We start from the raw sequence: 26,015 nt of genomic DNA, 5'->3' as shown, positions 1-26,015 counted from the left end.
ATGCCTTCGAAACTCGATCCGCGCTTTGACGACCCGCGTTTTAGCACCCGCGTAGAGATATCCATTCCTTTCCATGATGCTGATGCCATGGGCGTAGTGTGGCACGGCAACTATTTTCGCTATCTCGAAATCGCTCGCGAGCAGCTGCTGAAGCAGTTTGATTATGGCTACCGGCAGATGCAGGCTTCGGGCTATGTGTGGCCGATTGTCGACACGCGGGTGAAGTACATTGCGCCGCTGCTGTTTGAACAGCGCGTTGAGGTGCATGCTCAGCTGGAAGAGATTGAAAACCGCCTGCGCATTGGCTACCAGATTTTTGACTGCGCCACCGGCAAACGCACCACCACCGGCTACACCATTCAGGTGGCGGTAGAAGCCGAAACCAACGAGATGTGTTTCGTCTCGCCACAGGTTCTGTTCGACAAAACGGGGATCGCGCTGTGAAAACTATACTGCTTTTTTGCCTGAGCTTGTTCAGTCTGGCCTCCCACGCCGTGACCCTCGACGAGTTGCAGCAGCGTTTTATCCAGCAGCCGGTGCTGCGCGCCCAGTTTGAGCAGCAGCGCAACATTAGCGGCATGAGCCAGCCGCTAAAGTCCAGCGGCAACCTATTGATTGCGCAGAAAAATGGCCTGTGGTGGCAGCAAGAGAAGCCTTTCAGCCTGACGCTGCTGCTAACCGAAAGCCGCATGGTGCAGACCATGCAGGGCCAGCCGCCGCAGGTGGTAACGGCGGACAACAACCCGCAGATGTTCCAGTTTAACTCGCTGCTGACCGCCCTGTTCCACGCTGACCGGCAGGCTTTACAGCAGAACTTTAAACTTGATTTTAGCGATAAAGGGCAGGGCGCTTGGCAGTTGACCCTGACGCCTACCACCACGCCGCTCAATCGCCTGTTCCGCAACCTGCATCTGGAGGGCAGCGCCTTTCTGGATAATATAGAAATCAATGACATGCAGGGCGATGTCACCCGCATTCGCTTCTTCAATCAGCAAACCCAACCGGCGACGCTGACCACGGCGGAGCAGGCCCACTTTGGCGCCTAACCTTCACCGCAGGCTGGCGCAGGGCTGGCTGCTGATTTGCCTGCTGCTGGTGGCCGCGCTGGTGGTTATTCTGCCGCGCAGCCAGATTAACAGCAGCGTGCTGGCACTGCTGCCCAAGCAGCAGCTAGCGGGCGTGCCGGATGCGTTATCTCGCGGCTTTAGCCAGCGGCTGGACCGGCAGCTGGTGTGGCTGGTCAGCCCGCCGCAGACGGCCGGAACCGCGCCGTTGGATGACTGGCTGGCGCGCCTGCGTCAACTGCCCGCGCTGGGCGAGGTGCAGGGGCCGATGAGTGCCGAGCAGCAGCAAGCCTGGGGCGTGTTTTTCTACGCCCATCGCAACGCCATGCTGGACGACGCCACGCGCCAGCGGCTGACCTCTGGCGCGCAGGCCCAGAGCCAGTGGATTTTGGGGCAAGTCTATTCCGCTTTTGCCGGAGTCAGTGGCAAAGAGCTGAATCACGACCCACTGCTGTTGGTGCGCGCTTCGCAAATGGCGCAGCAGCAGAACAGCGCGGGCATGAGCCTCGACGACGGCTGGCTGGTGGCCACCGACAAACAGGGCCGCCGCTGGTATCTGTTGCACGGCGAGTTGAAAGCTTCTTCCTATGACATCACCAGCGGCAGGCAGGTGGTCGCCGCGCTGGAGGCGCAAAAGCAGGCGTTCGAGCAGCAGTGGCCGGGTGCCAAAGTGCTGGAGCGCGGCACGGTGTTCTATAGCGATTACGCCAGCCATCAGGCTGAGCGTGATATTTCCACCATTGGGCTGGCCTCGGTGATTGGCGTCTTCGCGCTGATCCTGCTGATGTTCCGTTCGATCCTGCCGATGCTGCTCAGCCTGCTGTCGATCGCCATTGGCGCGCTAAGCGGCACGGTGGTGACTCTGTGGGTGTTCGGCGAAATCCATATCATGACGCTGGTGCTGAGTGCCAGCATTGTCGGCATCTCGGCCGACTACACGCTCTATTTCCTCACCGAGCGGCGAGTGCACGGCGCGGAGAATTCGCCGCTGGAGAGCCTGAAAAAGCTCTTCCCGGCACTCTCTGCCGCCTTGCTCACCACGGTGGCGGCCTATCTGATGCTGCTGATCGCGCCATTCCCCGGTTTGCAGCAGTTGGCAGTGTTTGCCGCCGCTGGCCTGAGCGCCGCCTGCATTACCGTCATGTGCTGGTACCCCTATTTATCGCGCAATCTGCCGGTCGGCACCACGCCGGGGCTGGGGGTGATCCTGCGCTGGCTGCACGCCTGGCGCAGCCGTAAAGCTATTCGCATTGGGCTACCGCTGCTGTGTGCCGCGCTGGCGCTGGGGGGATTAGCGCGTCTGCATATCAATGATGACATTGCCGACCTGCAAGCCTTGCCCGCCGACCTGCAACAGCAGGAGCAGCAGATGGCGGCGCTGACTGGGCAAACTAACGATCAGAAATGGCTGGTGGTTTACGGTGAAAACGCCGAGCAGGCTTTACAGCGGCTGGAGAAGCTGCGCCCGGCATTGGCAAAAGCCAAAGCGCAGGGCTGGATCGACGGCTATCGCGCCATTGGTCTGCCTTCGCTGCATCAGCAACAGCAGGATTTGGATCTACTGCGCCGTCAGGCTCCGCAGATAGTAACCCAATTACAGCAGGCGGGGATCGCCGTACCGGCGGCGGATCTCAGCGATCGGTTTGTCACGCCGCAGGCGTGGCTGGACAGCGTGGTCAGCCAGGGCTGGCGGCTGTTGTGGCTGTCACTGCCCGACGGGCGCAGCGCCACGCTGGTGCCGGTCAACGGCGTGCATAACGGCGCGGCCATGGCTCAGTTGGCGAAAGAGTTTGCCGGAACCGGCTGGGTGGATCGCAAAACCGAGTTCAGCCAGCTGTTCTCCGAGTATCGCGTCTACCTCTCTTATCTGCTGGGGCTGGCGGTGCTGTTCATCGCCGCCATCTATCTGTGGCGCTATCGCCTGCCGCACGGCCTGATCTGCCTGGTGCCGACTTTGCTGTCTCTGGCGATGGGCGTCGCGGCGCTGGGCTACAGCGGCCATAGCCTGAACCTGTTCTCACTGCTGGCCTTGGTGCTGGTGCTCGGCATTGGCATCAACTACACGCTGTTCTTTACCAATCCGCGCGGCACGCCGACCACCTCCATGTTCGCCATCTTTATGGCGGTGGTTACTACGCTGCTGACTTTCGGCATGCTGGTGTTCAGCTCGACTCAGGCGATCAGCAGTTTTGGCATTGTGTTGAGCTGCGGCATTTTGACCGCCTTTCTGCTGTCGCCGCTCACCCTGCCGGTCAAAAAAAGAGGAAGAAAAAAATGAGCCGAATGCTAACGGCCTTGATGGTGCTGTTGCTCAGTGCCTGTGCCTCGCAGCCCAAACTGGATGAAACCGCGCATGCGTGGCTGAAACCCGGCGTGCGGGTAGCTCTGCCGACGCCGGAGTTTGCCAAGCCCTTCAATCAGCAGCAGTTATTGACCGCCACGGTTGACGGCAAGCAGCAATCTTTGCTGGTGCTGGTGAGCGCCGACGGCAAGTCGCTACAGATTGCCGGGCTTTCTCCTTTGGGCATCCGCCTATTTAAAGCCACCTACGACGCGCAGGGGATCCACACCGAGCAGGCAATGAAAATCGCCCAACTCCCTCCTGCTAATCAAGTTCTGGCCGATATCATGTTCTGCTACTGGCCGGTGAGCCGCTGGCAGCCGCTGCTACCGGCGGGCTGGACGCTGAAAGATCAGGGCGCGCGGCGGATTTTGGCAGACAATAAGGGTAACGAAATTACCCGCATCGACTATTTGCAGCGCGGCGCAGAGCGCCAGCCGGTGTCCATCACCCAGCGCGCTTTCCATTACCAGATAACCATTCAGAACGTGGATGACTAACATGATTTACTTCTCTGCCGTCGGGATGGTGAACGCGCTGGGTAATAATCTGCATGAGATTGCCGATAACCTCGCCCATGGCCGCGCGCCGGGCATGTTGCCTGACAGCCAGTATTTGACCAGTAAACGGCAGATCTGGCTGGGGCAGGTGACCGCCGACTTGCCGCCGGTGCCCGATGAGCTGGTCGAACACCGCAGCCGCAACAATCAGCTGCTGCTGGCCGCGCTGGCGCAGATTGAGCAGCCGGTTCACCAGGCGTTAGCCAAGTACGGCCATCAGCGCATTGCGGTGATCATGGGCACCAGCACCTCGGGCATTGCCGAAGGGGAAGTGGCAGTCAGCCACCATCAACAGACCGGCGAACTGCCTGCGGATTATCACTACCAGCAGCAGGCGTTGGGCGACCCGGCGCAGTTTTTAGCGAAGTATTTAGGCACAGAAGGCCCAGCTTATACGCTGTCGACCGCCTGCTCCTCCAGCGCGCGGGCGATCATTAGCGGCCAGCGGCTGATTGCCGCCGGTCTGGCGGATGTCGCGCTGGTGGGCGGCGCGGACAGCCTGTGCCGCATGCCGATTAACGGCTTTAATAGCCTTGAGTCCTTGTCCCACGGTCGCTGTACGCCCTTTGCCGAGGGGCGCGACGGTATTAACATTGGCGAGGCGGCGGCGCTTATTCTGCTGACCCGTGAACCGGCAGATATCGCCCTGCTGGGCTTTGGCGAGTCTTCCGACGCCTGGCACATGTCCGCGCCGCACCCGGAGGGGGAGGGCGCAGAGCGTGCAATGCTTATGGCCTTGCAGCAGGCCGGAATGACGCCGGACGACGTGGGTTACATCAATTTGCACGGCACGGCGACGCCGCTGAACGATCGGGCCGAAGCCGCCGTGACCCATCGCCTGTTCGGCGACCGCGTGCCTTGCAGCTCCAGCAAGCATCTGACCGGGCATACGCTGGGTGCCGCTGGGGCGACCGAGGCGGCGCTGAGCTGGCTGATCCTCAATCAAGATTTGCCCTTGCCGGCGCAGGATTTCTCCGTGGCGGCCCGCGATGCGTCACTGCCGGAAATCGACTTAGTGCTGGCAGAACGGCGGGCTGCCCGCCCGGTTATCTTGTCCAACTCATTTGCCTTTGGTGGCAACAATGCCTGCATTCTGATTGGGAGAGCGCCATGAGCCGTCACTACTTGCCCGCCAAGGATTATCTGCCCCACGCCGCGCCGATGGTGCTGATTGAAGAGGTGATCGACGTGGGCGAGGTCAGCGCGCATTGCCGCGTTAGGGTGTCGAAAACCGGCATTCTGGCGCCGTTTCTCACCCCAACGGGAACATTACCCGCGTGGTTTGCCATAGAGCTGATGGCGCAGACGGTGGGGGTGTGGAGCGGCTGGCACGGCAAGCAGCAAGGCACTGAGCCGAAGCTTGGCCTGTTGCTCGGCGGGCGCGGTTTGAAGTGCGCCGTGGCGGAGTTCGCCGCTGAGAGTCTGTTAGATATTCGAGTAGAAATGATGTTGCGAGATGAAAAGCTCGCCAATTTTGAATGCGCCATTACGCTGGCAGGCGGCGAAAACGGACAGCAAGAGATCGCGCACGCGAGGCTGAACACTTATCAGCCCGACGCGGATGAAATAATAAAATTAACCCAGGGGATGCAGCAATGAGTCGTTCAGTATTGATTACTGGGGCGAGCAAGGGGATTGGCAAAGCGATTGCTGGCCAGTTAGCGCGGGACGGTTTTCAGGTGGTGATCCACTACCATCGCGACCGGGCCGGGGCGGAAGATACGCTGCGACAGGCGCTGGCGGCGGGCGGCGCAGGGAGAATTGTCAGCTTTGACGTCAGCAACCGCCAGCAGTGTCGGGAAGTGATTGAAGCCGATATCGCCGCGCACGGCGCCTATTACGGCGTGGTCAATAATGCCGGTATTACCCGCGATGGCGCTTTCCCCGCGCTGACTGACGAAGATTGGGACGGCGTGATCCATACCAATCTCGACAGCTTCTACAACGTGCTGCATCCGTGCGTGATGCCGATGATTGGCCTGCGGCAGGGCGGGCGCATTATTGCGCTCTCCTCGGTTTCCGGCGTGATTGGCAACCGTGGGCAGGTGAACTATAGCGCCGCCAAGGCGGGAATTATCGGCGCGTGCAAGGCGCTCTCCCTCGAACTGGCAAAACGCAAAATCACCGTTAACTGCATCGCGCCGGGCCTGATTGAAACTGGCATCGTCGACATGGAACCGGCGGCAATGGACGTGGCGATGAGCATGATCCCGCTGAAACGCATGGGCAGCGCCGAGGAAGTCGCCGGACTGGCCAGCTATTTGATGTCGGATATCGCGGCCTACGTGACCCGCCAGGTGATTTCCATTAACGGAGGCATGGCATGAGTCATCGCGTGGTGGTAACCGGCATGCAGGGCGTGACCGCCTTTGGTAATAGCTGGAGCGAGGTTTCTGCTCGTTTGCAGCAGGGGCAAAACGCCGTGCGCCATATGGACGAATGGCTGGAGTATCAGGGGCTGAATACCCATCTTGGCGCGCCAATCGATGACTTTATTCTGCCCGCGCACTATACCCGCAAACGCATTCGCTCGATGGGGCGCGTGTCGCTGCTTTCCACCCGCGCCACTGAGCTGGCGCTGGAGCAGGCCGGGCTGCTGGACAACCCGGTGCTGACCAATGGCGACACCGGCATTGCCTATGGCTCTTCAACGGGCAGCACCAAGCCGGTGAGCGAGTTCGCCACCATGCTGACCGAAAAGCACACCAATAACATCACCGGTACTACCTATGTGCAGATGATGCCGCACACCACGGCGGTGAATACCGGGCTGTTCTTCGGCCTGCGCGGGCGGGTTATTCCAACTTCCAGCGCCTGCACCTCGGGCAGTCAGGCCATTGGCTATGCCTATGAGGCCATTAAGCACGGCTACCAGAAGGTGATGGTGGCAGGCGGCGCGGAGGAGCTTTGCCCGTCTGAGGCGGCGGTGTTCGACACGCTGTTTGCTACCAGCCAGCAAAACGACGCGCCACGGCTCTCCCCGCGTCCGTTCGACAAAGCGCGCGACGGGCTGGTGATTGGCGAAGGGGCGGGCACGCTGATTCTGGAATCGCTGGATCACGCGCTGGCCCGTGGCGCGACTATCTATGCAGAAATCATCGGCTTTGCCACTAACTGCGATGCGTCTCACATCACCCAGCCGCAAAAAGAGACCATGCAGATCTGTATGCAACAGGCATTGCAGCAGGCCGGACTGGCGGCGTCGGACATCGGCTATATCAGCGCCCACGGCACGGCCACCGAGCGCGGCGATATTGCTGAGAGTCAGGCTACGGCGGCGATCTTCGGCAATAAGACGCCGATCTCTTCGCTGAAAAGCTACTTCGGCCACACGCTGGGGGCCTGCGGATCGCTGGAAGCGTGGATGTCGCTGGAGATGATGCGCGAAGATCGCTTTGTGCCGACCATCAACCTGACTGATCCCGACCCCGAGTGCGGCGATTTGGATCACATCATGGGCGAATCGCGATATATCCAAACTGAGTTTATTCAGTCGAATAACTTTGCCTTTGGCGGCATTAACACTTCGCTGATTTTCAAACGCTGGCCTTAAACATGAGCCGCTGCCTGATTGCCACGGGTTCTCTCAGCAGCCGGTTCGCGCCGGAGCTGCTGCCAGAGTCTGTGCTACAGCAGGCCGCTGGGATGGGAGAGGCGCGGCGTCTGGCGTTTCTGGGCGCGCGCGCCTTGCTGGCGACGGTGATGCGCGACCATTTTGGCTGTGGCAGATTGCCGGACATTCAGCCCGGCGCCAATGGCAAACCGGCTTTCTGCGACCCCGCGCTTCCGCACTTCTCTTTGAGCCATAGCCATCAGCACCTGCTGGTGGCGGTGTGCCCGTCTGACGAAGTGGGGTGTGATATCGAGGCGCTGCGCCCACGCGCATCGATGGCAGAGCTGGCCCGCGAGGTTTTCAGCAACTTAGAAACCCAGTGGTTGCAAGAGCAGGGCGAACAGCTGGCGGCGGCCTTCTGGCAGCTTTGGACCTTACGCGAAGCCTGGCTCAAGCAGCAGGGTAGCAGCGTGTGGCAAATGGCATCGGTGACAATCGACCCTTTGCGGCATCAGTTTTCCGCGCCATCGGCGGCTGGCCGGTTGATGAGTTGGATGAAGGCTGATTCGGCCATCGCGCTGGCCCTGCCGCCAGCCATTGAGCAGATTGACGCCTTCTCGGCAGGCCTTTCGGGCCAGCTTGCCCCTTGTTCTCCTTCATGGCTACCTTTCTCCCGCGCCGATTGATGCGTTAAAATCAAAAGTCTTCTGACCAAGCTGTCGTTTTTATCCATGAAACGGAAGTTCATACTCTCCCTCATACGATTTACCGGCTCGCCGGACTTACTTTAAATTCAGAAAGATAGAGAGAAAAATATGAGCATCCCTGCATTTGGTCTTGGCACATTCCGTTTGAAAGATGAAGTGGTTAAAGCGTCCGTTTCTACTGCGCTGGAACTGGGCTATCGTGCTGTTGATACCGCACAAATCTACGGCAACGAAGCCGCCGTGGGCGAAGCGATTGCCGACAGCGGCGTGGCGCGTCAGGACCTGTACATCACCACCAAGATTTGGGTGGAAAATCTGGGCGCGGAGCAGGTGATCGCCAGCCTGAAAGAGAGCCTGACCAAGCTGAAAACCGACTACGTTGACCTGACGCTGATCCACTGGCCGTCTCCGGGCAACGCGGTAAGCGTGGCAGAAACCATGCACGCGCTGGTTGAAGCGAAGAAACTGGGCCTGACCCGTGAGATTGGTATCTCCAACTTCACCGTAGCGCTGATGCAAGAAGCCATTGACGCCGTTGGCGCAGAAGCCATCGCCACTAACCAAATTGAACTGTCTCCGTTCTTGCAGAACCAGACCGTGGTGGAATTTGCCCGTAAAAACGGCATTGCTATCACCTCTTACATGACGCTGGCCTACGGCGACGCGCTGAAAGACGAAACCATTATCGCGATTGCGGCGCGTCACGACGCGACCCCTGCGCAAGTGGTGCTGGCATGGGCGCTGCAACTGGGTTACGCGGTCATTCCTTCTTCTACCAAGCGTGAAAACTTGGCAAGTAACCTGCTGGCGCAACAGTTGAAACTGACTGATGCCGATATGGCTGAGATTGCCAAGCTGGAACGCAATGGCCGTCTGGTTAGCCCGGAAGGTCTGGCGCCTGAGTGGGATTAATTCCTCAAAACGGTTTTAGTGTCTGGGAAACCCATGCTTCGGCATGGGTTTTTCCGTTTTAGGCGGGAGAGGCGGGGTTGAGCTTTTCACTGAGAAAATCGATAAAGCAGCGAATGCGGGTGCTGACCGTCTGATCGCTATAATAGACCGCGTGCAGCGGCATGGAGATCCGCATGGTGTCAGGGATCAGCAGTTCTACCAAATCTCCACGGTCCACATCCGGCTGGGTCATAAAGTCCGACAGGCAGGCAATGCCGTTGCCCATCAGGCAGAGCTGGCGCAGCGTCTCACCACTTCCCGAGCTAATAAAGGGCGTGATGGTTAACTGCTGGCCATCGGCGCACAGCAGCGGCCACTTATTCAGCGCCAACACTTCGTTAAAGCCCAGACAGCGATGCTTCTTCAAGTCATCGGTGGTTTGCGGCGCCCCCCATTTATCCAGATAGGCGGGCGAGGCCAGCACCCGGCGATAGCTCAACATCAGCTTGCGGGCGCGCAGGCTGGAGTCTTCCAACTCTCCCACGCGAATGGCGACATCCACCTTTTGGTCAATCAGATTAATATTGCTCTCGGAGGAGAACAGCGCCAGCGACATCTTGGGAAAGCGTTCGGTGAATTCGGCCACCAGAGGGGACACCACGTGGAGGATCACCGGCGTGGCGGCGTCAACGCGTAGCAACCCCTGCGGGTCATCGCGATGCTCGAGCAGGTCGTCCTCGGCGGCGGCCATCTCCTGCAAAATCTTCTGCACGCGGACAAAATAGCGCTCGCCTTCGTGGGTCAGGCTTATCTGGCGGGTGGTGCGATTAAGCAGGGTGATGCCCAGCTTCTGCTCGAGGCGTTTCAGGGTGCGGCTGACCACCGAATTGTCTTGTTCGAGCTGTTCAGCGGCGCGGCTGAAACTGCCCATTTCAACCACGGTGACAAAGGTCATTAACTCTTCCGAACTGGCTTTCATTGATGTCACTCCAGCAGAAATCATTTGATACTTTGGTTATTTCTGTCATTTAAGCACAAGCAGATAATAGCCGCCATCAAATCGATATTCATTGTGGAGTAAGGTTATGCCTCTTGCATTGTTAGCGCTGACCATCAGCGCATTCGCTATAGGAACCACCGAGTTCGTGATTGTTGGGCTGATCCCAACCATCGCGGATCAACTGGGTGTTTCAGTGCCATCAGCCGGTTTGCTGGTGTCTATTTATGCCGTGGGTGTGGCCGTTGGCGCACCTGTTCTGACGGCGATGACCGGCCGCGTGCCGCGTAAAGCCCTGCTGATTGGCCTGATGGTGTTCTTCACCATCGGCAACCTGTTGGCGTGGCAGTCACCCAACTACAGCACGCTGGTGGTGGCGCGGCTCCTGACCGGGCTGGCGCACGGCGTGTTCTTCTCGATTGGTTCGACTATCGCCACCAGTCTGGTGTCGAAAGAGAAAGCGGCGTCGGCTATCGCGCTCATGTTTGGCGGGCTGACCGTGGCACTGGTGACCGGCGTGCCGCTGGGGACCTTTATCGGGCAGCATTTCGGCTGGCGAGAAACCTTCCTGGCCGTCACGCTGATTGGGGTGATTGCTATTATTGCCAGCGCGATTCTGGTGCCGAATAACATCAAAAATGGCCCTTCGGCGAAGATCGCCGATCAGCTGAAAGTGTTGATGAACCCGCGCCTGCTGCTGATTTACGCAGTCACCGCGCTGGGCTACGGTGGGGTGTTCACCACCTTCACCTTCCTCGCGCCGATGATGCAGCAGCAGGCCGGTTTCTCCGCCAGCATGGTGAGCTGGATCCTGCTGGCCTATGGCGTGTCAGTGGCTATTGGCAACATCTGGGGCGGCAAGCTGGCGGATAAACACGGCGCGGTGAAAGCCCTGAGCATCATCTTCGCGGCGCTGGCTATCATCCTGTTTGTGTTCCAGTTCACCGCCAACTTTGCAATCCCGGCACTGATCACCCTAATGGTGATGGGCATCTTCGCCTTCGGCAACGTGCCTGGTTTGCAGGTGTACGTGGTGCAGAAAGCAGAAGAAGTGACGCCGAACGCGGTAGACGTGGCTTCCGGCCTGAACATCGCCGCCTTCAACGTCGGGATTGCTATCGGTTCCGTGGTTGGCGGACAGGTAGTGTCGAGCATTGGTTTGGCGCAAACGCCGTGGATTGGCGCGGTGATTGTGCTCGGCGCACTGGCGCTGATTCGCCTGAGTGGTCATTTGGATAAGAAAAACCAGCTGGCCATGGCCTAAGGCTTTCCGGCAGTGCAACGCGCGGCTCACCCTCGGGTGGGCCGTTTTGCTTTCAAGGATTAACTCATTAACAAGGCATACCAAAAATCCTATGCTACCTTGATAACAGAACGCCGACGGTCAGGCGGGCAGGGTGTATACGATTGTAAACAGATTTGGCCTGAGCACTGACGGGCGTATACTGAAACGTCCGCTGCCTTCGAGCAGCATGATTTTTGATTGAGTGAATAGGCGATAAGCGTGCCGAAAAGAACATATGCAATGAGGTATGTTGCAGGTCAACCGGTCGAGCAGATCTTTCCAGGTGCCATGGCACATCTCAGTACTGGATTGCCTCCCGGAGCCGCGCTGCCCAATTCCAATACTCTACGCGTGATGGTGTGGAACATTTTCAAGCAACAACGGGCCGACTGGCTTTCTGTGTTGCAAGGTTTTGGCAAAGATGCCCAGCTGGTGTTGCTGCAAGAAGCGCAAACCACTCCGGAGCTGATTCGATTTGCCACCTCTCACTATTTGGCCGCCGATCAGGTTCCGGCCTATATGCTGCCTCAGCACCCCTCTGGCGTGATGACGCTCTCCGCTGCCCATCCGGTCTACTGCTGCCCCCTGCGCGAGCGTGAGCCACTGCTACGTTTGGCTAAATCTGCGTTGGTGACGGTCTACCCGCTGCTAGACGGCAGACTGCTGATGGTGGTGAACATCCACGCGGTGAATTTCAGCATCGGGGTGGATGTCTACAGTAAGCAGCTGGAGACCATCGGCGAGCAGATTGCGCACCACAAAGGGCCGGTGGTGATGGCGGGGGACTTCAACGCCTGGAGCCGTCAGCGCATCAACGCCTTGTTCGGGTTCGCCAATAACATTCGTCTGCAAGAGGTGAGGTTCCCGTCTGACTTCCGCCGTCGCGCCTTTGGCCGCCCGCTGGATTTTATCTTCTATCGGGATTTGAGCGTCACCCATGCGACGGTGATGGAAACGCAGGCGTCGGACCATAACCCGCTGCTGGTGGAGTTTCTGGCCGATCAGAGCGCGGCGAACAAAGCTCTGTAAGCCGATTCCCGCAAATTTGAGCATAAAAAAAAGCACCCGAAAGGGTGCTTTTTTGTAGGGATGACGCTGCGCATAGCATCAGGTGTCTGGCGTTAACTTATTGCTGACAAACAGAGTCAGCTTAGTGCCGGGCTGAAGGTTGTCTGTGCCAGCATTCCAGCGCATCACATCTTTGATGTTTACGCCGTGACGCTTAGCAATGCTCGACAACGAATCGCCTTTGCGAACCTGATACGTAATACTGCCGCCGTTACTGCTACTTGCCGAACTGACGCTGTTATCCGCCACTTGCAGGGTTTGCCCAACTTTTATCGCGCTCGCCGAGCGCAAATTGTTCCAACGCTGTAAATCACGGGTCTTAACGTTCAGTCTTGCTGCAATCCCTGACAAGCTATCGCCGGAGCGAACCTTGTAAGCTTTTGCGCCAGACGGAGCGTTGCTCGCTAGTCTGGTATTCTGCACGGCTTCGATGTCGCCATCGGCCAGAGAATCCTTCAACTGCGCTGCATGAGCCGTCGGTAACACAATGTAGTGCGGGCCGTTAGGCGCGGTAACATTTTGTTTGTAGCCAGTATTGTACGACTTAAGCTTAGTCAGTGACATGCCCGCCATCTCAGCCGCCTGAGTTAACTGCATCTGTTGCCCCACTTCAACACGCGCTAATGCGCGGTCTTGGCTCGGCGTCGGTAAGCTAATTCCGTACTTTTTGCTATGCTTTAAAATATCGCTCAAGGCTAACATTTTCGGGACATAAATCGACGTTTCACGAGGAAGCGCCAGTGACCAGAAATCTGTCGGACGACCTTTAGCTTTATTCGCTTTCACCGCTTGCATGACTCGGCCTTCACCGCTGTTATACGCTGCGACAGTCAATAACCAGTCACCGCCAAACATCTTGTTTAGGTTTTGCATCATATCAAGCGCAGCAGTTGTAGACGCCACAACATCGCGACGACCGTCATACCACTGGTTTTGTTTCAAACCATAGTTGCGCCCCGTTTGTGGCACGATCTGCCACAGCCCCGCAGCGTTAGCTGATGAGGTTGCTTTAGGGTCAAAAGCGCTCTCCACTATGGGTAGCAGTACCAGTTCCATCGGCATATTGCGTTTCTTAATCTGCTCGGTGATCCAGTACATGTACGGCTCTGCCCGTAATGTTACATCGTGGAGATAGCTCTTATTTTTTAAGTATTTTACTTTTTGCTCACGGATCCGGGCATTTTCCGGAACCTTCATCTTCAGCTCGTCGCCAATGAAGTTCCACAGATTCTTTTGCGCGATAGAGTCATCATTGTCCAACCATCGCGAAGAGGTTAACCGCCCCCCATCTGTGTACTCTCCTGCTTCACTTTGACTTGCTGAAGACAAACTCTGTGCATGCTGTTCTGGCACCTTCACGTCCTGTCTGGACGCTTGGCAACCCACTAGCAACACCGAGGCGAAGATTATCGCTTTTGCCTTCATGTGTGTGTCAATAGTTGCTTAAAAGACGAGCGATAATACTTTGCTTAGTCCAAAAACACAACCTTTTGCTTCAGAAGCTATCCTTGAGGCCCCTTAGATGGGCGAAAACTTGCCAAGAAGGCTTTAAGGGATCGTTAAGGTTTAATTTGTTTTGTAAATCAACATCATCGCATCGTAAAAACAGGTTAATTTTTCGTTCTAAACCTAGGGTTGTAGGCAGGGAAGGTTGCCCCTTTTTACGCATTTCCTGCACATTCTGTTCATGAGAATCAATATCAGAATCGTCTGGCAGAATTGACCGGGCAAACTTAAGATTTGAGAGAGTATATTCGTGTGCCGCGCAGACTAAAGTGTCATCTGGAAGCTGAGCTAACTGTTGAAAGGATTGATACATTTGCTCAGGCGTCCCTTCGAACAATCGGCCGCATCCGGCGGAGAACATGGTATCTCCGCAGAATAGGTAAGGGGCGCTGTAGTATGAAATATGACCTAATGTGTGCCCGGGCGTAGCAAAGATGTGCCATTTCGCCCCGCCAATTTCGACCTCATTGCCGTTTTTAAGAATTTTCTTAGCACCTTTGCTCGCCGTTTCTTCAGGGCCGTACACTTTTACCGCAGGGTAATGCGACAAAATCTCATTTACGCCGCCAACGTGATCATGATGATGATGGGTCAGCAGGATGTCAGTCGGGGTTAAATTGCGCGTTTTTAGCGCTTCCAGCACCGGGGCGGCTTCGCCGGGATCGACAATCAGACAGTGACCGTTCTGGTCATCCAATAACCAAATGTAATTGTCCTGCAAGGCGGGAATACTGATAAGATTCATAGATACCTCTCGTTGGCAAACGCTTGAAAGACGAAAATAAAATATGCTACCAGCCCGCACACGTAAAAAAATCACTGCGCCAGCTTCATGGGATTCATTCCCCTGCGGCGAGTATTACCGTGCCGCGCTTGAGCGACAACTTCAAGCATGGTGGGGCAAGTTATACGGTTTCCACCTATTAAAGATTGGCAGTTTGAGCGTTGAACTCGACACATCAGGCTGCCCCATCTCCCATCAGGTTAACGTCGCTGAGCTGGGAGAAAATCTGCATGTCCAAGGCTCGCAGTACCAATTGCCCTTCGCACACAAATCGGTGGATGCCTGCCTGCTAGCCCATACTTTAGCCTATGCCGAAGACCCTCACCGGACTTTGCGTGAAGTTGATCGCGTGCTGATTGACGACGGCTGGCTGGTGTTAAGCAGCTTTAACCCGTTGAGTTTAGTTGGAATGGCCAAGCTGGTGCCCTTGGTGCGCAAACGCCAGCCTTATGTCAGCCAGATGTTTACCCAAACGCGCCTGCTCGATTGGCTGGGCTTACTTAATTATGAAGTGATGATGAAGAGCCGTTTTCAGGTGCTGCCGTGGTGCGCTAAGGGCGGGGAGACGCTGAGTACGCATCTGCCCGCGCTGGGCTGTATGACGGTGATGGTGGCGCGTAAAAGGACGCTGCCGCTGACGCCGAGCGCCAAGAAGGTGCCGGCAAGGCGTCAGGCGATACCGCAGGCGGTGGGGGCCAGCAGCAAAAGTTATCGTAAAGATCACCAGAGTGAAGATTAACTCTCTGGTTTATAGCCCACGTCATCCAGCGTCGGATTGCCCGCCGCGTCGCGCGCCAGCACGTCACAACGTTCATTCTCCGGGTGGCCCGCATGGCCTTTGACCCACATCCAATTCAGCTTATGGCCCTGAATTGCCGCGTCCAGCCGTTGCCATAAATCGACATTCTTGACCGGCTTTTTGTCTGCCGTTTTCCAGCCGCGCTTCTTCCAGTTGTGGATCCAACTGGTGATGCCCTGACGAACATACTGGCTGTCGGTGCTTAAGGTCACTTCGCAAGGGGAGGTCAGTGCCTCAAGGGCCACAATCGCCGCCATCAGCTCCATGCGGTTATTGGTGGTTAGCCGGAAGCCGGCGCTGAACTCTTTTTCGTGTTGCTTGTAGCGCAAGATTGCGCCGAAACCACCGGGGCCGGGATTGCCAAGGCAAGAGCCGTCGGTGAAAATTTCTACCTGTTTGGTCATCTCTGGTAGACTCTTCCGCAGAAAGTAAAAGCCAAGTCTGACATAAACGAGCGCTGCGAGCACTGCAATATGATTTCTTCTCCTACCAGACAGATCGTTCTCGATACCGAAACTACCGGTATGAACAAACTCGGTGTTCACTACGAGGGGCATCGAATCATTGAAATCGGTGCGGTTGAGGTGATTAACCGTCGCCTTACCGGGCGCAATTTCCACGTCTATTTGAAGCCCGATCGTTTGGTCGATCCCGAAGCCTTTGGCGTTCACGGGATCAGTGACGAATTCCTCGCCGACAAACCCACCTTTGCCGACATCGCCGACGACTTCCTCGAGTACATTCGCGGCGGCGAGCTGGTTATCCATAACGCGACGTTCGACATCGGCTTTATGGATTACGAGTTCGGCATGCTGGGGCGTGGTATTGAGAAGACTGAAACCTTCTGCAAAATCACCGATACCCTGCAAATGGCGCGCAAGCTGTTCCCCGGCAAGCGCAACAGCCTTGATGCCCTCAGCGATCGCTATCTCATAGACAACAGCAAGCGTACTCTGCACGGCGCGTTGCTTGACTCCGAGATCCTCGCCGAAGTCTATCTGATGATGACCGGCGGTCAGACCATCATGAAATTCACCCACGAAGGCGACCAGAAAACCGGCGCGGACGGGCAGGGGATCCAGCGCATCGCCAGACCAGCTTCGGGTTTGAAAGTGATCCACGCCAGCGAGCAGGAGATGGTCTGGCACGAAGAGCGTTTAGATCTGGTGGTGAAGAAGGGGGGAAGCTGTCTTTGGCGGCCACAACCGGCGGCGGAAGAGTAAGAAATTGCCTTTAAAATGCTCGTCTTGCAGAAAAACTGCTCAGTCGAGCGAAATTGTCAGGAAAAGCATTGACGCCATGGCGGGCATTCCTTAATATCCGCTCCGTTCTTAACCGAACGGCGCGGAGCGGTAGTTCAGTTGGTTAGAATACCTGCCTGTCACGCAGGGGGTCGCGGGTTCGAGCCCCGTCCGTTCCGCCAACATTCAGAAGCCCTGAGTTAGCAATAACTCAGGGCTTCGTTGTTTCTGCTTTCTGCAAAACAAACTTCCTGTAAGCATAAAAAAACCGGCGTAAGTTGTTCCTCACGCCGGTTTGTCTTCTTCCTATTTACTGCTTATTTCACTGCGGTTTCTGCCCGTACTTCGCTGACTTTTTGCTGTAAGTCAGGCCAGGCGGCTTTCCCGGCATACTCTCCACGCAAGTAATTCAGCAAAGTGGCAATCTGCGCATCGCTCAGGTTATGGCGAAACGCGGGCATAAAGCCCAGCTCAGCCTTGGCCGGATGCTGAATACCGTCGAGCACGATGCGAATCGCATTGTCCGGCGAGTCGGTAAACAGGTTGGTGTTGAGTGCCAGAGAAGGGCGCACGCCGGTCATCTGCGGGCCTTTCTCCTGCGCGTGGCAGGCCATGCAGGAGCCGGAGAACAGCCGCGCGCCTTCCGAGGTCAGAGGCTCTACCTTGCTTTCCGCGCGTTGATTCAGTTCAGCCGCGCTGCCCTGCGGCGCGCTGTCACTCTGGAAGGACATCAGGTAGGTTGCGATGGCCTGCAGATCTTCTGGCGGCAGTTGCGACAAACCTTCTGCGACCACTGGCCTCATCGGCCCGGCGGCGACGCCGTGGTTGGCCGAATAGCCGCTGCGCATAAAGGTGACGAAATCCTCGTGAGTCCACTTCAGCGGCGCGTCGGAGTTAGCCACCAGTGACGGCGCGGTCCAGCCTTCGGCCACGCCTCCGCTCAGATGGTCCTTGCCGCCTTTCTCGCCAAACATCAGGTTGCGCGGCGAGTGGCAGGCGCTACAGTGCCCCAGCCCTTCGGTCAGATATTCCCCGCGCTGCCACTCGGCGCTCTTGCTGCTGTCAGTCTTCAACTCGCCCGGTTTGAGGAACAGCCAGTTCCAGGTCACGATGCCCTGACGAATGTTGAACGGGAAGCTCAGCGCAGTTTCCGGCGGCGAATATTTCACCGGCGGCTGCGACATCAGATAGGCATACAGCGCCTCGAGGTCAGCATCGCTGGTGCGGGTAAAGGCGGTATAAGGGAAGGCCGGATAGAGGTAATTACCCTCGCGGTCCACGCCGTGGCGCATCGCCCGCTTGAAGGCGGCGAAGGACCACGTGCCGATGCCGGTTTCGGCATCCGGCGTGATGTTGGTGGAGTAAATCGTGCCGAAGGGGATCTCCATCGCCAGCCCGCCGGTATTGCGCTCGCCGCCGGAGCGGGTGTGGCACACGGCGCAGTCGCCGAGGTCCGCCAGCTTGCGGCCTTGCTCGATTTTCTCCGGGCTGAAGGTCTGAGTGCCCGGCTGTTTCAACGGCACGATTTCCGGTTGCCAGCTGATGGTGGCGCCGCCAATCACTATCGCCAGCACCGCCACGGCGCCCCATCCGGCGACTTTCTTTATCTTACTCATGCTTTGTCTTCCTTAACCTGTGCTGCGGATTCCAGTGCTTTTAGCACGCGCTCTGGCGTAAAGGGGACTTCGCGCATTCGCACGCCCAGTGCGTCGAATAGCGCATTGCCGACCGCCGCCGCGCTTGGCACCGACGCCGATTCCCCCGCGCCCATTGGCGGCTCGTCGGGGTAGTCCAGCAGTTGAATATCCACCTGTGGCAACTCGTCAAAGCGCAGGATCGGATAGCCGCCCCATTCGAGCGAAGTGGTGCCCGCGCCGTCAAAGGTGGCGAACTCCTTCAGCACGCGGCTGGTGGACTGAATAATGTTGCCGTGAACCTGATGCTTGACCCCCGCCGGGTTGATCATCCGCCCGCAGTCGTGGGCGACGAAAATCTTGTCGATTTTGATCTGCCCGGTTTTGCGATTCACGCTCAGGTCGCAGACCCACGCGGCCCATGCCGCGCCGAAGCCGGGGAATTTACTGTGGAAGTAGCGGGCGTAGGCGAAACCGCGCCCGGTCACCACGTCCTGATTGGCCGGAGCGGGTTGGCGATGGGCCGGACCGTCTTGCCAATTGCACTGCTTTTTCAGCGCGGCGATCAGCTTAATGGCGCGGTCATCTTTCAGGTATTGCAGGCGATAGGCGATGGGATCTTGCCCCGCCAGATAGGCCATTTCATCAATCCACGACTCATGGGCGAAGACGTTCGGCAGTGCCGAGACGCCGCGCATCCACGAGGCGCGCACAATCGGCGCGGCATCCTGCGATAGCACCCGCATGTGCGGATATTCATATTGCGGAATGGCGGTACGGTCGCCCATCTGCTGCACATCGGCGGTGTTCGGCACTTTGCCGGTCAGCACCAGAGGCAGCGTCACGGCATTGTTTGACGGATAACTGGTTTTTAGCTCGTAAGCCGCCACCTGCAATTGCTTATCCAGACCACCGCGCACGCGAATCAGCTGGCCGGTGCCTTTCGGCTCCCAGCCTGACTCTTGCTCGCGCATCAGCTGCACGCGCACGGGTTTACCCACGGCTTGCGACAGCAACAGGGCATCGGCAGAGACGTCGTCGGCGCAGTTGCGGCCATAGCAGCCGGAGGCTTCCATACGGTTGATATGCACCTGCTCCGGCGCGCGATCCAGCAGCTTGGCGAGGTCTTTGCGCAGGTCATGGGGGTTCTGCGTGCCGGACCAGACTTCGGCTTTCTCCGCCGTGACGTCCGCCACTGCGCAGGATGGCCCGATAGAGGCGTGCAGGTGATAAGGCCAGACATAATCGGCGTCGGCGTGAATATGCAGACTGGATAGCGCTTCATCCGTACCGGCGTCGTTGCGCAGCATACGGTCAGTTTTTGGCGTCGCCGCCAGCGTGTCGTGCAGCTTATCCAGCGACAAGTCCGGCAGCCCGGCCCATTTTTTCCATTCGACTTTAAGCTGGCGCATGGCGGCAATCGCCTGCTCCTCGCGCTCGGCGACAATGCCGATGAAATCTTTAATGACCACCACTTCGACGATGCCCGGCAGGTGGGCGATAGAGGCTTTATCCACCGAAATCAGGCTGTCGCCCAGCGGCGCGCTGCTGTCAGCACCGGCATAGGGCGGCCTGACCACGCGGCCGTGCAGCATGCCCGGAAGGCGCATATCGTGAACATAGGTCAGCTGGCCGGTGACTTTGGCGGGAATGTCCACCCGCGCCACCGGCTTGCCGACGTACTGGCTCTCTTTGACGCTTTTAAGTTGCACGGAAGTGTCGAGCGGCAGGTTGAGATCTTGGCCTTCGGCCAATTGGGTGTAGCTCAGGCGCTTGGCCGGGTGGGCGTCGACAAACACAAAGCCCTGCTCGGCGCGAAGCTGTTCGGCGGGCAGCTTGATGGCTTTAGCGGCGAGGGCGGTGAGCATTTCGCGCACCTGCGCCGCCGCCTGACGCAGCGGTACGGCGGAGACTTGCAGCGTGCTGCTGGCGATGGTTGGCCCCTGATTCGGGGTGCGATTGGTGTCGCCGAGGATCATGGTGACATCTTCAAAGCGCACGCCGATTTCATCCGCGACGATCTGCGCCAGCGAGGTGCGCACGCCGGTGCCCAAATCGACGTGGCCGTTAAAGGCAGTGACCTTGCCGTCGGCAGACATCGCGATAAAGCTGTTCACGCGGTCCAGTGGGATATCGCCCACTTTGCTGGCGGCCGGAGTGCTGGCGAAGGCCGAAAGCGGCGAGACGAAAAGGCTGCTGACCATCACCACGCCGCCCGATTGCAGCAGGCGACGACGGGTTATTTCCAGAGTATTCATGCCTGACCTCGCTCAGCAATCAGCTGACGGGCCTTTTCGGCGGCGCGCAGGATTTCGAGATGGGTGCCGCAGCGGCACAGGTTATAGGCCAGTTCGTTTTTGATTTCGTCTTCGCTGGCCTGCGGGTTTCTATCAAACAGGGCGACCAGCGTCATGATCATGCCGTTGGCGCAATAGCCGCACTGCGCGGCCTGCTCGTCGATAAAGCCTTGCTGCACCGGGTGCAATTGGCCTTCGTCACCCAGCCCTTCCAGCGTGGTGATGGCTTTGCCCTGCACACCCGAAAGGGGGATGGAGCACGAGCGCGCGGCGACGCCGTCGATAAGCACGGTGCAGGCTCCGCACTCGCCAAGGCCGCAGCCATATTTCGGCCCATTCAGGCCCAGATCGTTGCGTAGGATATAAAGCAGAGGGGTGTCGGCACTGACATTGCTCAACGGCAGCATTTTGCCGTTAACATTAATTTCCATTGAAAAAACTCCATGTCGGGGCAGGCAATCCAAAAGCACGCCTGCCGCTGATGCGTTATATAATTATGTTTATCACGCTAATAATTAGCCTGTATTACCATGTGAATGGTATGTGAATTGGCGATGGGATTCATTAACAAAAGAAGGCAAAAAAGGGGTAGAGGCGCGGGGAAGGGGAGGAAAAACACCGCCGGAAAGGCCTCCGGCGGTGGTGAGATGAAGGCGTTACTCTTTGCCCATTTCTACTTTCGAGAAGTCAATTGACGGGCTGGCAGCGCGCTCGTGGCGAGCAATAACGCGGTAGGCGACGCCGGACAGGAACGCGCCGATAAACCAGCTAAAGTTGGCCACCTGGTGCAGGCTCGGGGTAAAGCTGATGAACAGGCCAATCGCCACGGCAGGAAGCAGCGCCATGATAGCTTTCGGGTTGAAACCGTTGCGATACCAGTAGCGGCCGGACGGCGTGGCGTTGAACAGGGCGTCCACGTCCAGATGCCCGCGTTTAATCAGGTAGTAGTCCGCCAGCAGGATGCCGAACAGTGGCCCAATAAAGGCACCCAGCACGTCCAGCGTATAGTGGATAAGCTCCGGCGACTGGAACAGGTTCCACGGCGTTAACAGCACTGAGCCGACGGCGGCAATCATCCCACCGGTGCGGAAGCTGATTTTTTGCGGCGCGCAGTTGGAGAAGTCGAAGGCCGGAGAGACGAAGTTCGCCACGATATTAATGCCGATGGTGGCGATGATCATGGTCAGCAGGCCGAGCGCCACCGCCACGCTGTTACCTACGCGGCTGACGGTTTCGATGGGGTCAGTGATCATCTGGCCGAACAGCGACTGGGTGCCGGAGACAATCACCACGGTCACAATCGAGAACAGCAGGAAGTTAAACGGCAAGCCCCAGCGGTTGCCGCGACGGATCTCACCCATGTTTTTGGCGTAACGCGAGAAGTCACCAAAGTTGAGCAGCGGGCCTGAGAAGTAGGAGACAACCAGCGCGGTGGCGGTCAGCATCTCCCAGCTCTGTTGGCCGACGGTCAGGGTTTTGCTAGCCAAGGTGAAAGAGATATTGCTAAAGCCGGTCTTGTAGACAATCCACCCCGCCAGCATCAGCATCACTACATACACCGCAGGCCCGGCGATATCGATAAAGCGCTTGATGGCGCTCATCCCGTGCCAGAACACCATCGCCTGCAGCAGCCACATCACGCCGAAGCAGATCCAGCCCATTGCCGACAGCCCCAGCCAGTGCGGCACGATCAGCGGATTGAGCGACGGGAAGAACTTCAGCAGCACCAGCATCAGGGCGCTGGCTGCCAGATAAGTTTGAATGCCGTACCACGCGAAGGCGATCAGCCCACGGATCACCGCTGGAATGTTTGCGCCGAATACGCCAAACGCCTGACGGCAAACCACCGCGTAAGGCACCCCTGCCTGTTGGCTAGGTTTGGCCACCAGATTGGCAAAAATCTGCACGATGCAAATCCCACACAGCAGGCACAGCAGCACCTGCCAGCTGGAAAGCCCCAGCGTGAAGAAGCTGGCCGCCACCACGTAGCCGCCCATGCTGTGTACGTCCGACATCCAGAAAGAGAAGATGTTGTACCAGCTCCAGTTCTGATCGCGAGTCGGTGCTAAGTCGTCATTGCACAGCCGTGGGCTGTAGTGCGGTTTGATGATCCCCGCGCTCAATTCCGGCGAGGCGCTGGCGGAAGAGATTTCGTGATTTGGCATAAATCGTGCTCCTGTCATAAACACCGTGTCGAAGTGGGCACCGCAAGGTTGGCGGACCCAAAATTAAAGTCGTCACGAAGGCATTTGCAGGAAACAGGCCATATTTGATTTTTTGTATACAATATTTATTTTTTCTGTATACGATTAGCACATAAAATGGCGCATCATCGAACAGCGGAGTGGGTGCAATGACCAGTTGGAGCGGGCTGAATACGGCCTATTTTACCGAGGATAAGGACGACCACATTTATAACGCGTTGGTGAAATCGATCGTCGAACACCAGCTGCTGCCGGGCAATAAATTACCCGAAGAAGCCTTGGCTCAGGCTTTTTCCGTCAGTCGTACGGGCATTCGCCGGGTGCTACAGCGCCTTGCCGCAGTGCAATTAGTGACGCTGTTGCCCAAGCGTGGTGCACACGTCACCTCGCCGGATGCCGATGAGTCGCGCGATGTTCTCACCACGCGCAAAATTCTTGAGTGCGCCAACCTGCCGCAGGTGGTGGCGCACTGTCAGTCCACCCACATCGCCGCGCTGAAGAAACTGTTGGAAGAGGAGAAACTGGCCCACGAGGCGCGTAACGGCCCGGCAGCGATCCGCCTCTCCGCCGCGTTCCACGTCCAGCTACAGGCGATTTCTGGCAATAAAGTGCTGACCGAAGCCGTATCGCAACTGACCCTCCGCTCCTCGCTGGCAATCGCCGTGTGGGGCGCGCCGTGGCAGCAGGGGTGCCGTTGTACCGATCACGACGATCTGCTGGATCTGCTGAAAAACCGCGACGCCAAAGGTCTGGCTGACAGCATGGCGCACCACTTCGACCACATTGTTGCCAGCCTGCGGTTTGAGTCTCATCAGGATTCCGCGCCTGACTTTATGCAACTGTTCGCCGCCGACGCGGTAAAAGCCGACAAGGAGGCGCAGTGATGTCCACCGCCACGGGTAAACTTTGTATACAACTGATCAATCCGAACACCAGTTTGGGCATGACCGAGGTGATGGCCGCCACGGCGCGTCAGGTCGCGGCACCGGGTACTGAGATTTGGGCGGTTTGCCCGGAAGAGGGCGCGCCGTCGATTGAAGGACATTTTGACGAAGCGATTGCCGCGATTGGCGTGTTGCAACAGGTGAAAGCGGGCCGCGCGGCGGGCGTTGACGGGCATATCATCGCCTGCTTCGGCGACCCCGGCCTGCTGGCAGCCCGCGAACTGGCACAGGCACCGGTGATTGGCATCGCCGAGGCCGCCATGCACATGGCGACCCTGCTGGCGACGCGGTTTTCCATCGTCACCACCTTGCCGCGCACTTTAACCATTGCCCGCCATTTACTGCATCTGTACGGTTTTGAGCGCCACTGCGCCGCGCTTCACGCCATCGATTTGCCGGTGTTATCTCTGGATGACGGCAGCGGCCTGGCGCAGCAGAAGGTGCGCGAGCAGTGTATCGCCGCCAAGAAGTCAGACGGCAGCGGAGCGATCGTGCTTGGCTGCGGCGGCATGGCGGATCTGGCGCAGGAGCTGACTCTAGAGTTGGGGATCCCGGTGATCGACGGCGTGAGCGCGGCGGTCAAAATGATTGAATCACTGGCGGCGCTGCGCCTGAGCACCAGCAAGCACGGTGATTTGGATTACCCGATTGAGAAGCCCCTTTCAGGCCGTTTCGCCGGATTGAATCTGGGAGGCGGCAATGTCTGATATCGATTACTGCTTCACCGAGAATTACCCGCGCGACCTGATTGGCTATGCCGGTCGCCCGCCCCACGCCAACTGGCCGGGCAACGCGCGGATCGCGGTGCAGTTCGTGCTGAATTATGAAGAGGGTGCTGAGAATAACGTGCTGCACGGCGACGCGGGTTCTGAGCAGTTCCTGTCAGATATCATCGGCGCAGCCAGCTTCCCCGACCGCCATATGTCGATGGACTCTCTGTACGAATATGGCTCTCGCGCCGGTTTTTGGCGTATTCATAATGAGTTTCAGAAACGCGGCCTGCCGTTAACGGTTTTCGGCGTGGCGATGGCGCTGGCGCGCAATCCGGAAATTGTCGCCGCCATCAAGCAGGCAGATTATGACGTGGTAAGCCACGGCTGGCGCTGGATCTACTATCAGGACATGAGCAAGGCGCAAGAAGCCGAGCATATGCACAAGGCGGTCAGCGTGCTGAAAGACCTGTTCGGCAGCGCACCGCTGGGCTGGTACACCGGCCGAGACAGCCCCAACACCCGCCAGCTGGTGGCCGAATACGGCGGTTTTCAATATGACAGCGACTACTACGGCGACGACCTGCCGTTCTGGACACCGGTCAAGCTGGACAGCGGCGAGGTGAAGCAGCACCTAGTCATCCCTTACACCTTAGAAACCAACGACATGCGTTTCGCTTCTCCTCAAGGTTTCAACACCGGCGAGCAGTTTTTCACCTATCTGAAAGACACCTTCGACGTGCTGTATGAAGAGGGGGAAACCAGCCCGAAAATGATGTCGATTGGCATGCACTGCCGAATACTAGGCCGCCCGGGGCGGTTCAGGGCTATGCAGCGGTTTCTTGATTACGTTCAGGGACATGACCATGTGTGGGTGTGTAAGAGGGGGGAGATTGCTGAGCACTGGGTTAAAGAGCATCCTGCTGGGGGTAAACGTTTCGACGTTTAATCTCGATTTAAAATCAAGGTCAAGGTCGTGCGCTGCCGCCACACCGGCCTCAAGGGGCGCCTATCGCCGCGCCCCTTGAGAATCCCCGGCTCTTTACTGCGCGCTTTGCTCGTGGGGCGGACGTGTTTCAGGGGCTTCCGTTATCTACCGCAAAATGTCGCAGCTTAGGCGGTGCCTTCGCTTCAGGCTTCGAGCCTAAGGTCTCGAACCATTCGCTCAGCGCCATTTTTGACTGCGGTTTTGAGGCATTTAGACCGTGCCGTTTCAGTGATGTTTGTCATGATCCTGATTGGGTTTGCTCCTTCTCCTCTGAGAGGAGAAGTAGCAAACCCAAACCCTCACTGAAACGGCACGGTTGGAATGCCAGTAGGTCGCGTTCAGAAGTGACGCCGAGCAAGAGGTGGAAAACCGCGAGTCTTTTTTCGCGGGTTGGAATCCCGCAGCGAGGGAACCGCCTAAGCGGCGGCACTTCGCGACGATC

General features: G+C 57.9%; 25 protein-coding genes and 1 tRNA gene. 18 read left to right on the top strand and 8 right to left on the bottom strand.

Annotated elements, in window-relative coordinates; translation table 11 throughout:
- The 10 genes from ACT3RT_RS09930 (at nt 1) to dkgB (ending at nt 9,137) form a co-directional block, all read left to right on the top strand.
- Entirely contained in the window at nt 1-444 is a 444-nt protein-coding gene (locus ACT3RT_RS09930) for an acyl-CoA thioesterase (RefSeq protein ID WP_496202907.1), read from the top strand.
- Entirely contained in the window at nt 441-1,046 is a 606-nt protein-coding gene (locus tag ACT3RT_RS09925) for an outer membrane lipoprotein carrier protein LolA (protein WP_496202906.1), read from the top strand. The genes ACT3RT_RS09930 and ACT3RT_RS09925 overlap by 4 nt, the downstream gene beginning before the upstream one ends.
- Nucleotides 1,036-3,342 carry an MMPL family transporter gene (locus ACT3RT_RS09920; RefSeq protein WP_496202905.1) on the top strand — a complete coding sequence of 769 codons (2,307 nt, stop codon included), beginning with the start codon at nt 1,036-1,038 and terminating at the stop codon, nt 3,340-3,342. Before ACT3RT_RS09925 ends, ACT3RT_RS09920 begins: the two co-directional genes overlap by 11 nt.
- Nucleotides 3,339-3,905: a DUF3261 domain-containing protein gene (locus ACT3RT_RS09915; RefSeq protein WP_496202904.1), complete on the top strand. Its 567-nt coding sequence runs from the start codon at nt 3,339-3,341 to the stop codon at nt 3,903-3,905. The genes ACT3RT_RS09920 and ACT3RT_RS09915 overlap by 4 nt, the downstream gene beginning before the upstream one ends.
- Nucleotide 3,906: 1 nt before the next feature.
- Entirely contained in the window at nt 3,907-5,079 is a 1,173-nt protein-coding gene (locus tag ACT3RT_RS09910) for a beta-ketoacyl-[acyl-carrier-protein] synthase family protein (RefSeq protein WP_496202921.1), read from the top strand.
- A complete protein-coding gene (locus tag ACT3RT_RS09905) occupies nt 5,076-5,564 on the top strand; it encodes a hotdog family protein (protein WP_485901914.1) in 489 nt (162 codons plus the stop codon). The genes ACT3RT_RS09910 and ACT3RT_RS09905 overlap by 4 nt, the downstream gene beginning before the upstream one ends.
- Complete coding sequence (locus tag ACT3RT_RS09900; protein ID WP_496202903.1) at nt 5,561-6,292, top strand: 3-ketoacyl-ACP reductase FabG2; 732 nt, start codon at nt 5,561-5,563, stop codon at nt 6,290-6,292. The genes ACT3RT_RS09905 and ACT3RT_RS09900 overlap by 4 nt, the downstream gene beginning before the upstream one ends.
- Nucleotides 6,289-7,518 carry a beta-ketoacyl-ACP synthase gene (locus ACT3RT_RS09895; RefSeq protein WP_353501122.1) on the top strand — a complete coding sequence of 410 codons (1,230 nt, stop codon included), beginning with the start codon at nt 6,289-6,291 and terminating at the stop codon, nt 7,516-7,518. Before ACT3RT_RS09900 ends, ACT3RT_RS09895 begins: the two co-directional genes overlap by 4 nt.
- A gap of 2 nt (nt 7,519-7,520) precedes the next feature.
- Complete coding sequence (locus tag ACT3RT_RS09890; protein WP_496202902.1) at nt 7,521-8,204, top strand: 4'-phosphopantetheinyl transferase family protein; 684 nt, start codon at nt 7,521-7,523, stop codon at nt 8,202-8,204.
- Between the two features lie 129 nt (nt 8,205-8,333).
- Nucleotides 8,334-9,137, top strand: a complete 804-nt coding sequence (gene dkgB / locus ACT3RT_RS09885; RefSeq protein WP_353501124.1) for a 2,5-didehydrogluconate reductase DkgB — start codon at nt 8,334-8,336, stop codon at nt 9,135-9,137.
- Between the two features lie 58 nt (nt 9,138-9,195).
- On the opposite strand, the gene yafC is transcribed toward dkgB, so the two are convergent.
- Complete coding sequence (gene yafC, locus ACT3RT_RS09880; protein ID WP_496202901.1) at nt 9,196-10,095, bottom strand: DNA-binding transcriptional regulator YafC; 900 nt, start codon at nt 10,093-10,095, stop codon at nt 9,196-9,198.
- 106 nt (nt 10,096-10,201) lie between these two features.
- Here yafC and ACT3RT_RS09875 point away from each other — a divergent pair, with 106 nt between their 5' ends.
- Together ACT3RT_RS09875 and ACT3RT_RS09870 are read left to right on the top strand one after the other, a co-directional pair.
- Complete coding sequence (locus ACT3RT_RS09875; protein ID WP_353501126.1) at nt 10,202-11,377, top strand: MFS transporter; 1,176 nt, start codon at nt 10,202-10,204, stop codon at nt 11,375-11,377.
- A 240-nt stretch (nt 11,378-11,617) separates the two neighbouring features.
- Complete coding sequence (locus ACT3RT_RS09870) at nt 11,618-12,427, top strand: endonuclease/exonuclease/phosphatase family protein (RefSeq protein ID WP_353501127.1); 810 nt, start codon at nt 11,618-11,620, stop codon at nt 12,425-12,427.
- A 78-nt stretch (nt 12,428-12,505) separates the two neighbouring features.
- Here ACT3RT_RS09870 and mltD read toward each other — a convergent pair whose 3' ends face one another.
- Together mltD and gloB are read right to left on the bottom strand one after the other, a co-directional pair.
- Nucleotides 12,506-13,891, bottom strand: a complete 1,386-nt coding sequence (gene mltD, locus ACT3RT_RS09865) for a murein transglycosylase D (RefSeq protein ID WP_353501128.1) — start codon at nt 13,889-13,891, stop codon at nt 12,506-12,508.
- Between the two features lie 70 nt (nt 13,892-13,961).
- Nucleotides 13,962-14,717, bottom strand: a complete 756-nt coding sequence (gene gloB, locus ACT3RT_RS09860) for a hydroxyacylglutathione hydrolase (RefSeq protein WP_496202900.1) — start codon at nt 14,715-14,717, stop codon at nt 13,962-13,964.
- A gap of 43 nt (nt 14,718-14,760) precedes the next feature.
- Here gloB and ACT3RT_RS09855 point away from each other — a divergent pair, with 43 nt between their 5' ends.
- Complete coding sequence (locus tag ACT3RT_RS09855) at nt 14,761-15,495, top strand: class I SAM-dependent methyltransferase (protein ID WP_486031908.1); 735 nt, start codon at nt 14,761-14,763, stop codon at nt 15,493-15,495.
- On the opposite strand, the gene rnhA is transcribed toward ACT3RT_RS09855, so the two are convergent.
- Nucleotides 15,492-15,959: a ribonuclease HI gene (gene rnhA / locus ACT3RT_RS09850; RefSeq protein ID WP_437341988.1), complete on the bottom strand. Its 468-nt coding sequence runs from the start codon at nt 15,957-15,959 to the stop codon at nt 15,492-15,494. The two genes, ACT3RT_RS09855 and rnhA, sit on opposite strands and share 4 nt — an antisense overlap.
- Nucleotides 15,960-16,028: 69 nt before the next feature.
- On the opposite strand from rnhA, the gene dnaQ reads away from it, so the two are divergent.
- Nucleotides 16,029-16,778: a DNA polymerase III subunit epsilon gene (gene dnaQ / locus ACT3RT_RS09845; protein WP_485901898.1), complete on the top strand. Its 750-nt coding sequence runs from the start codon at nt 16,029-16,031 to the stop codon at nt 16,776-16,778.
- A 123-nt stretch (nt 16,779-16,901) separates the two neighbouring features.
- Nucleotides 16,902-16,978 (top strand) — tRNA-Asp (locus ACT3RT_RS09840).
- A gap of 135 nt (nt 16,979-17,113) precedes the next feature.
- Here ACT3RT_RS09840 and ACT3RT_RS09835 read toward each other — a convergent pair.
- The 4 genes from ACT3RT_RS09835 to ACT3RT_RS09820 all read right to left on the bottom strand — a co-directional run bounded on the left by ACT3RT_RS09835 (nt 17,114) and on the right by ACT3RT_RS09820 (nt 22,892).
- Nucleotides 17,114-18,412, bottom strand: coding sequence for a c-type cytochrome (locus ACT3RT_RS09835; RefSeq protein ID WP_496202899.1), 1,299 nt, complete (start codon nt 18,410-18,412; stop codon nt 17,114-17,116).
- Nucleotides 18,409-20,688, bottom strand: a complete 2,280-nt coding sequence (locus ACT3RT_RS09830) for a molybdopterin cofactor-binding domain-containing protein (RefSeq protein ID WP_496202898.1) — start codon at nt 20,686-20,688, stop codon at nt 18,409-18,411. The genes ACT3RT_RS09835 and ACT3RT_RS09830 overlap by 4 nt, the downstream gene beginning before the upstream one ends.
- Nucleotides 20,685-21,158, bottom strand: a complete 474-nt coding sequence (locus tag ACT3RT_RS09825) for a (2Fe-2S)-binding protein (RefSeq protein WP_353501133.1) — start codon at nt 21,156-21,158, stop codon at nt 20,685-20,687. The genes ACT3RT_RS09830 and ACT3RT_RS09825 overlap by 4 nt, the downstream gene beginning before the upstream one ends.
- 225 nt (nt 21,159-21,383) lie before the next feature.
- Nucleotides 21,384-22,892, bottom strand: coding sequence for an NCS1 family nucleobase:cation symporter-1 (locus ACT3RT_RS09820; protein ID WP_496202897.1), 1,509 nt, complete (start codon nt 22,890-22,892; stop codon nt 21,384-21,386).
- A gap of 188 nt (nt 22,893-23,080) precedes the next feature.
- Here ACT3RT_RS09820 and ACT3RT_RS09815 point away from each other — a divergent pair, with 188 nt between their 5' ends.
- The 3 genes from ACT3RT_RS09815 to puuE are packed head-to-tail and all read left to right on the top strand — an operon-like array spanning nt 23,081 to nt 25,534.
- A complete protein-coding gene (locus tag ACT3RT_RS09815) occupies nt 23,081-23,815 on the top strand; it encodes a GntR family transcriptional regulator (RefSeq protein WP_496202896.1) in 735 nt (244 codons plus the stop codon).
- The gene (hpxA, locus tag ACT3RT_RS09810) at nt 23,815-24,582 is read left to right on the top strand and encodes an allantoin racemase (RefSeq protein WP_496202895.1); all 768 of its coding nucleotides are present in this window, start codon (nt 23,815-23,817) and stop codon (nt 24,580-24,582) included. Before ACT3RT_RS09815 ends, hpxA begins: the two co-directional genes overlap by 1 nt.
- Nucleotides 24,575-25,534, top strand: coding sequence for an allantoinase PuuE (puuE, locus tag ACT3RT_RS09805; protein WP_496202894.1), 960 nt, complete (start codon nt 24,575-24,577; stop codon nt 25,532-25,534). The genes hpxA and puuE overlap by 8 nt, the downstream gene beginning before the upstream one ends.
- The last annotated feature ends 481 nt before the right edge of the window (nt 25,535-26,015 follow it).

It is taken from the genome of Ewingella sp. AOP9-I1-14 (genome assembly GCF_052375995.1).
Lineage (GTDB): Bacteria > Pseudomonadota > Gammaproteobacteria > Enterobacterales > Enterobacteriaceae > Ewingella > Ewingella allii.
Note: the sequence above shows the minus strand (reverse complement) of the source record. Positions and strands in the feature narration are given on the sequence as shown.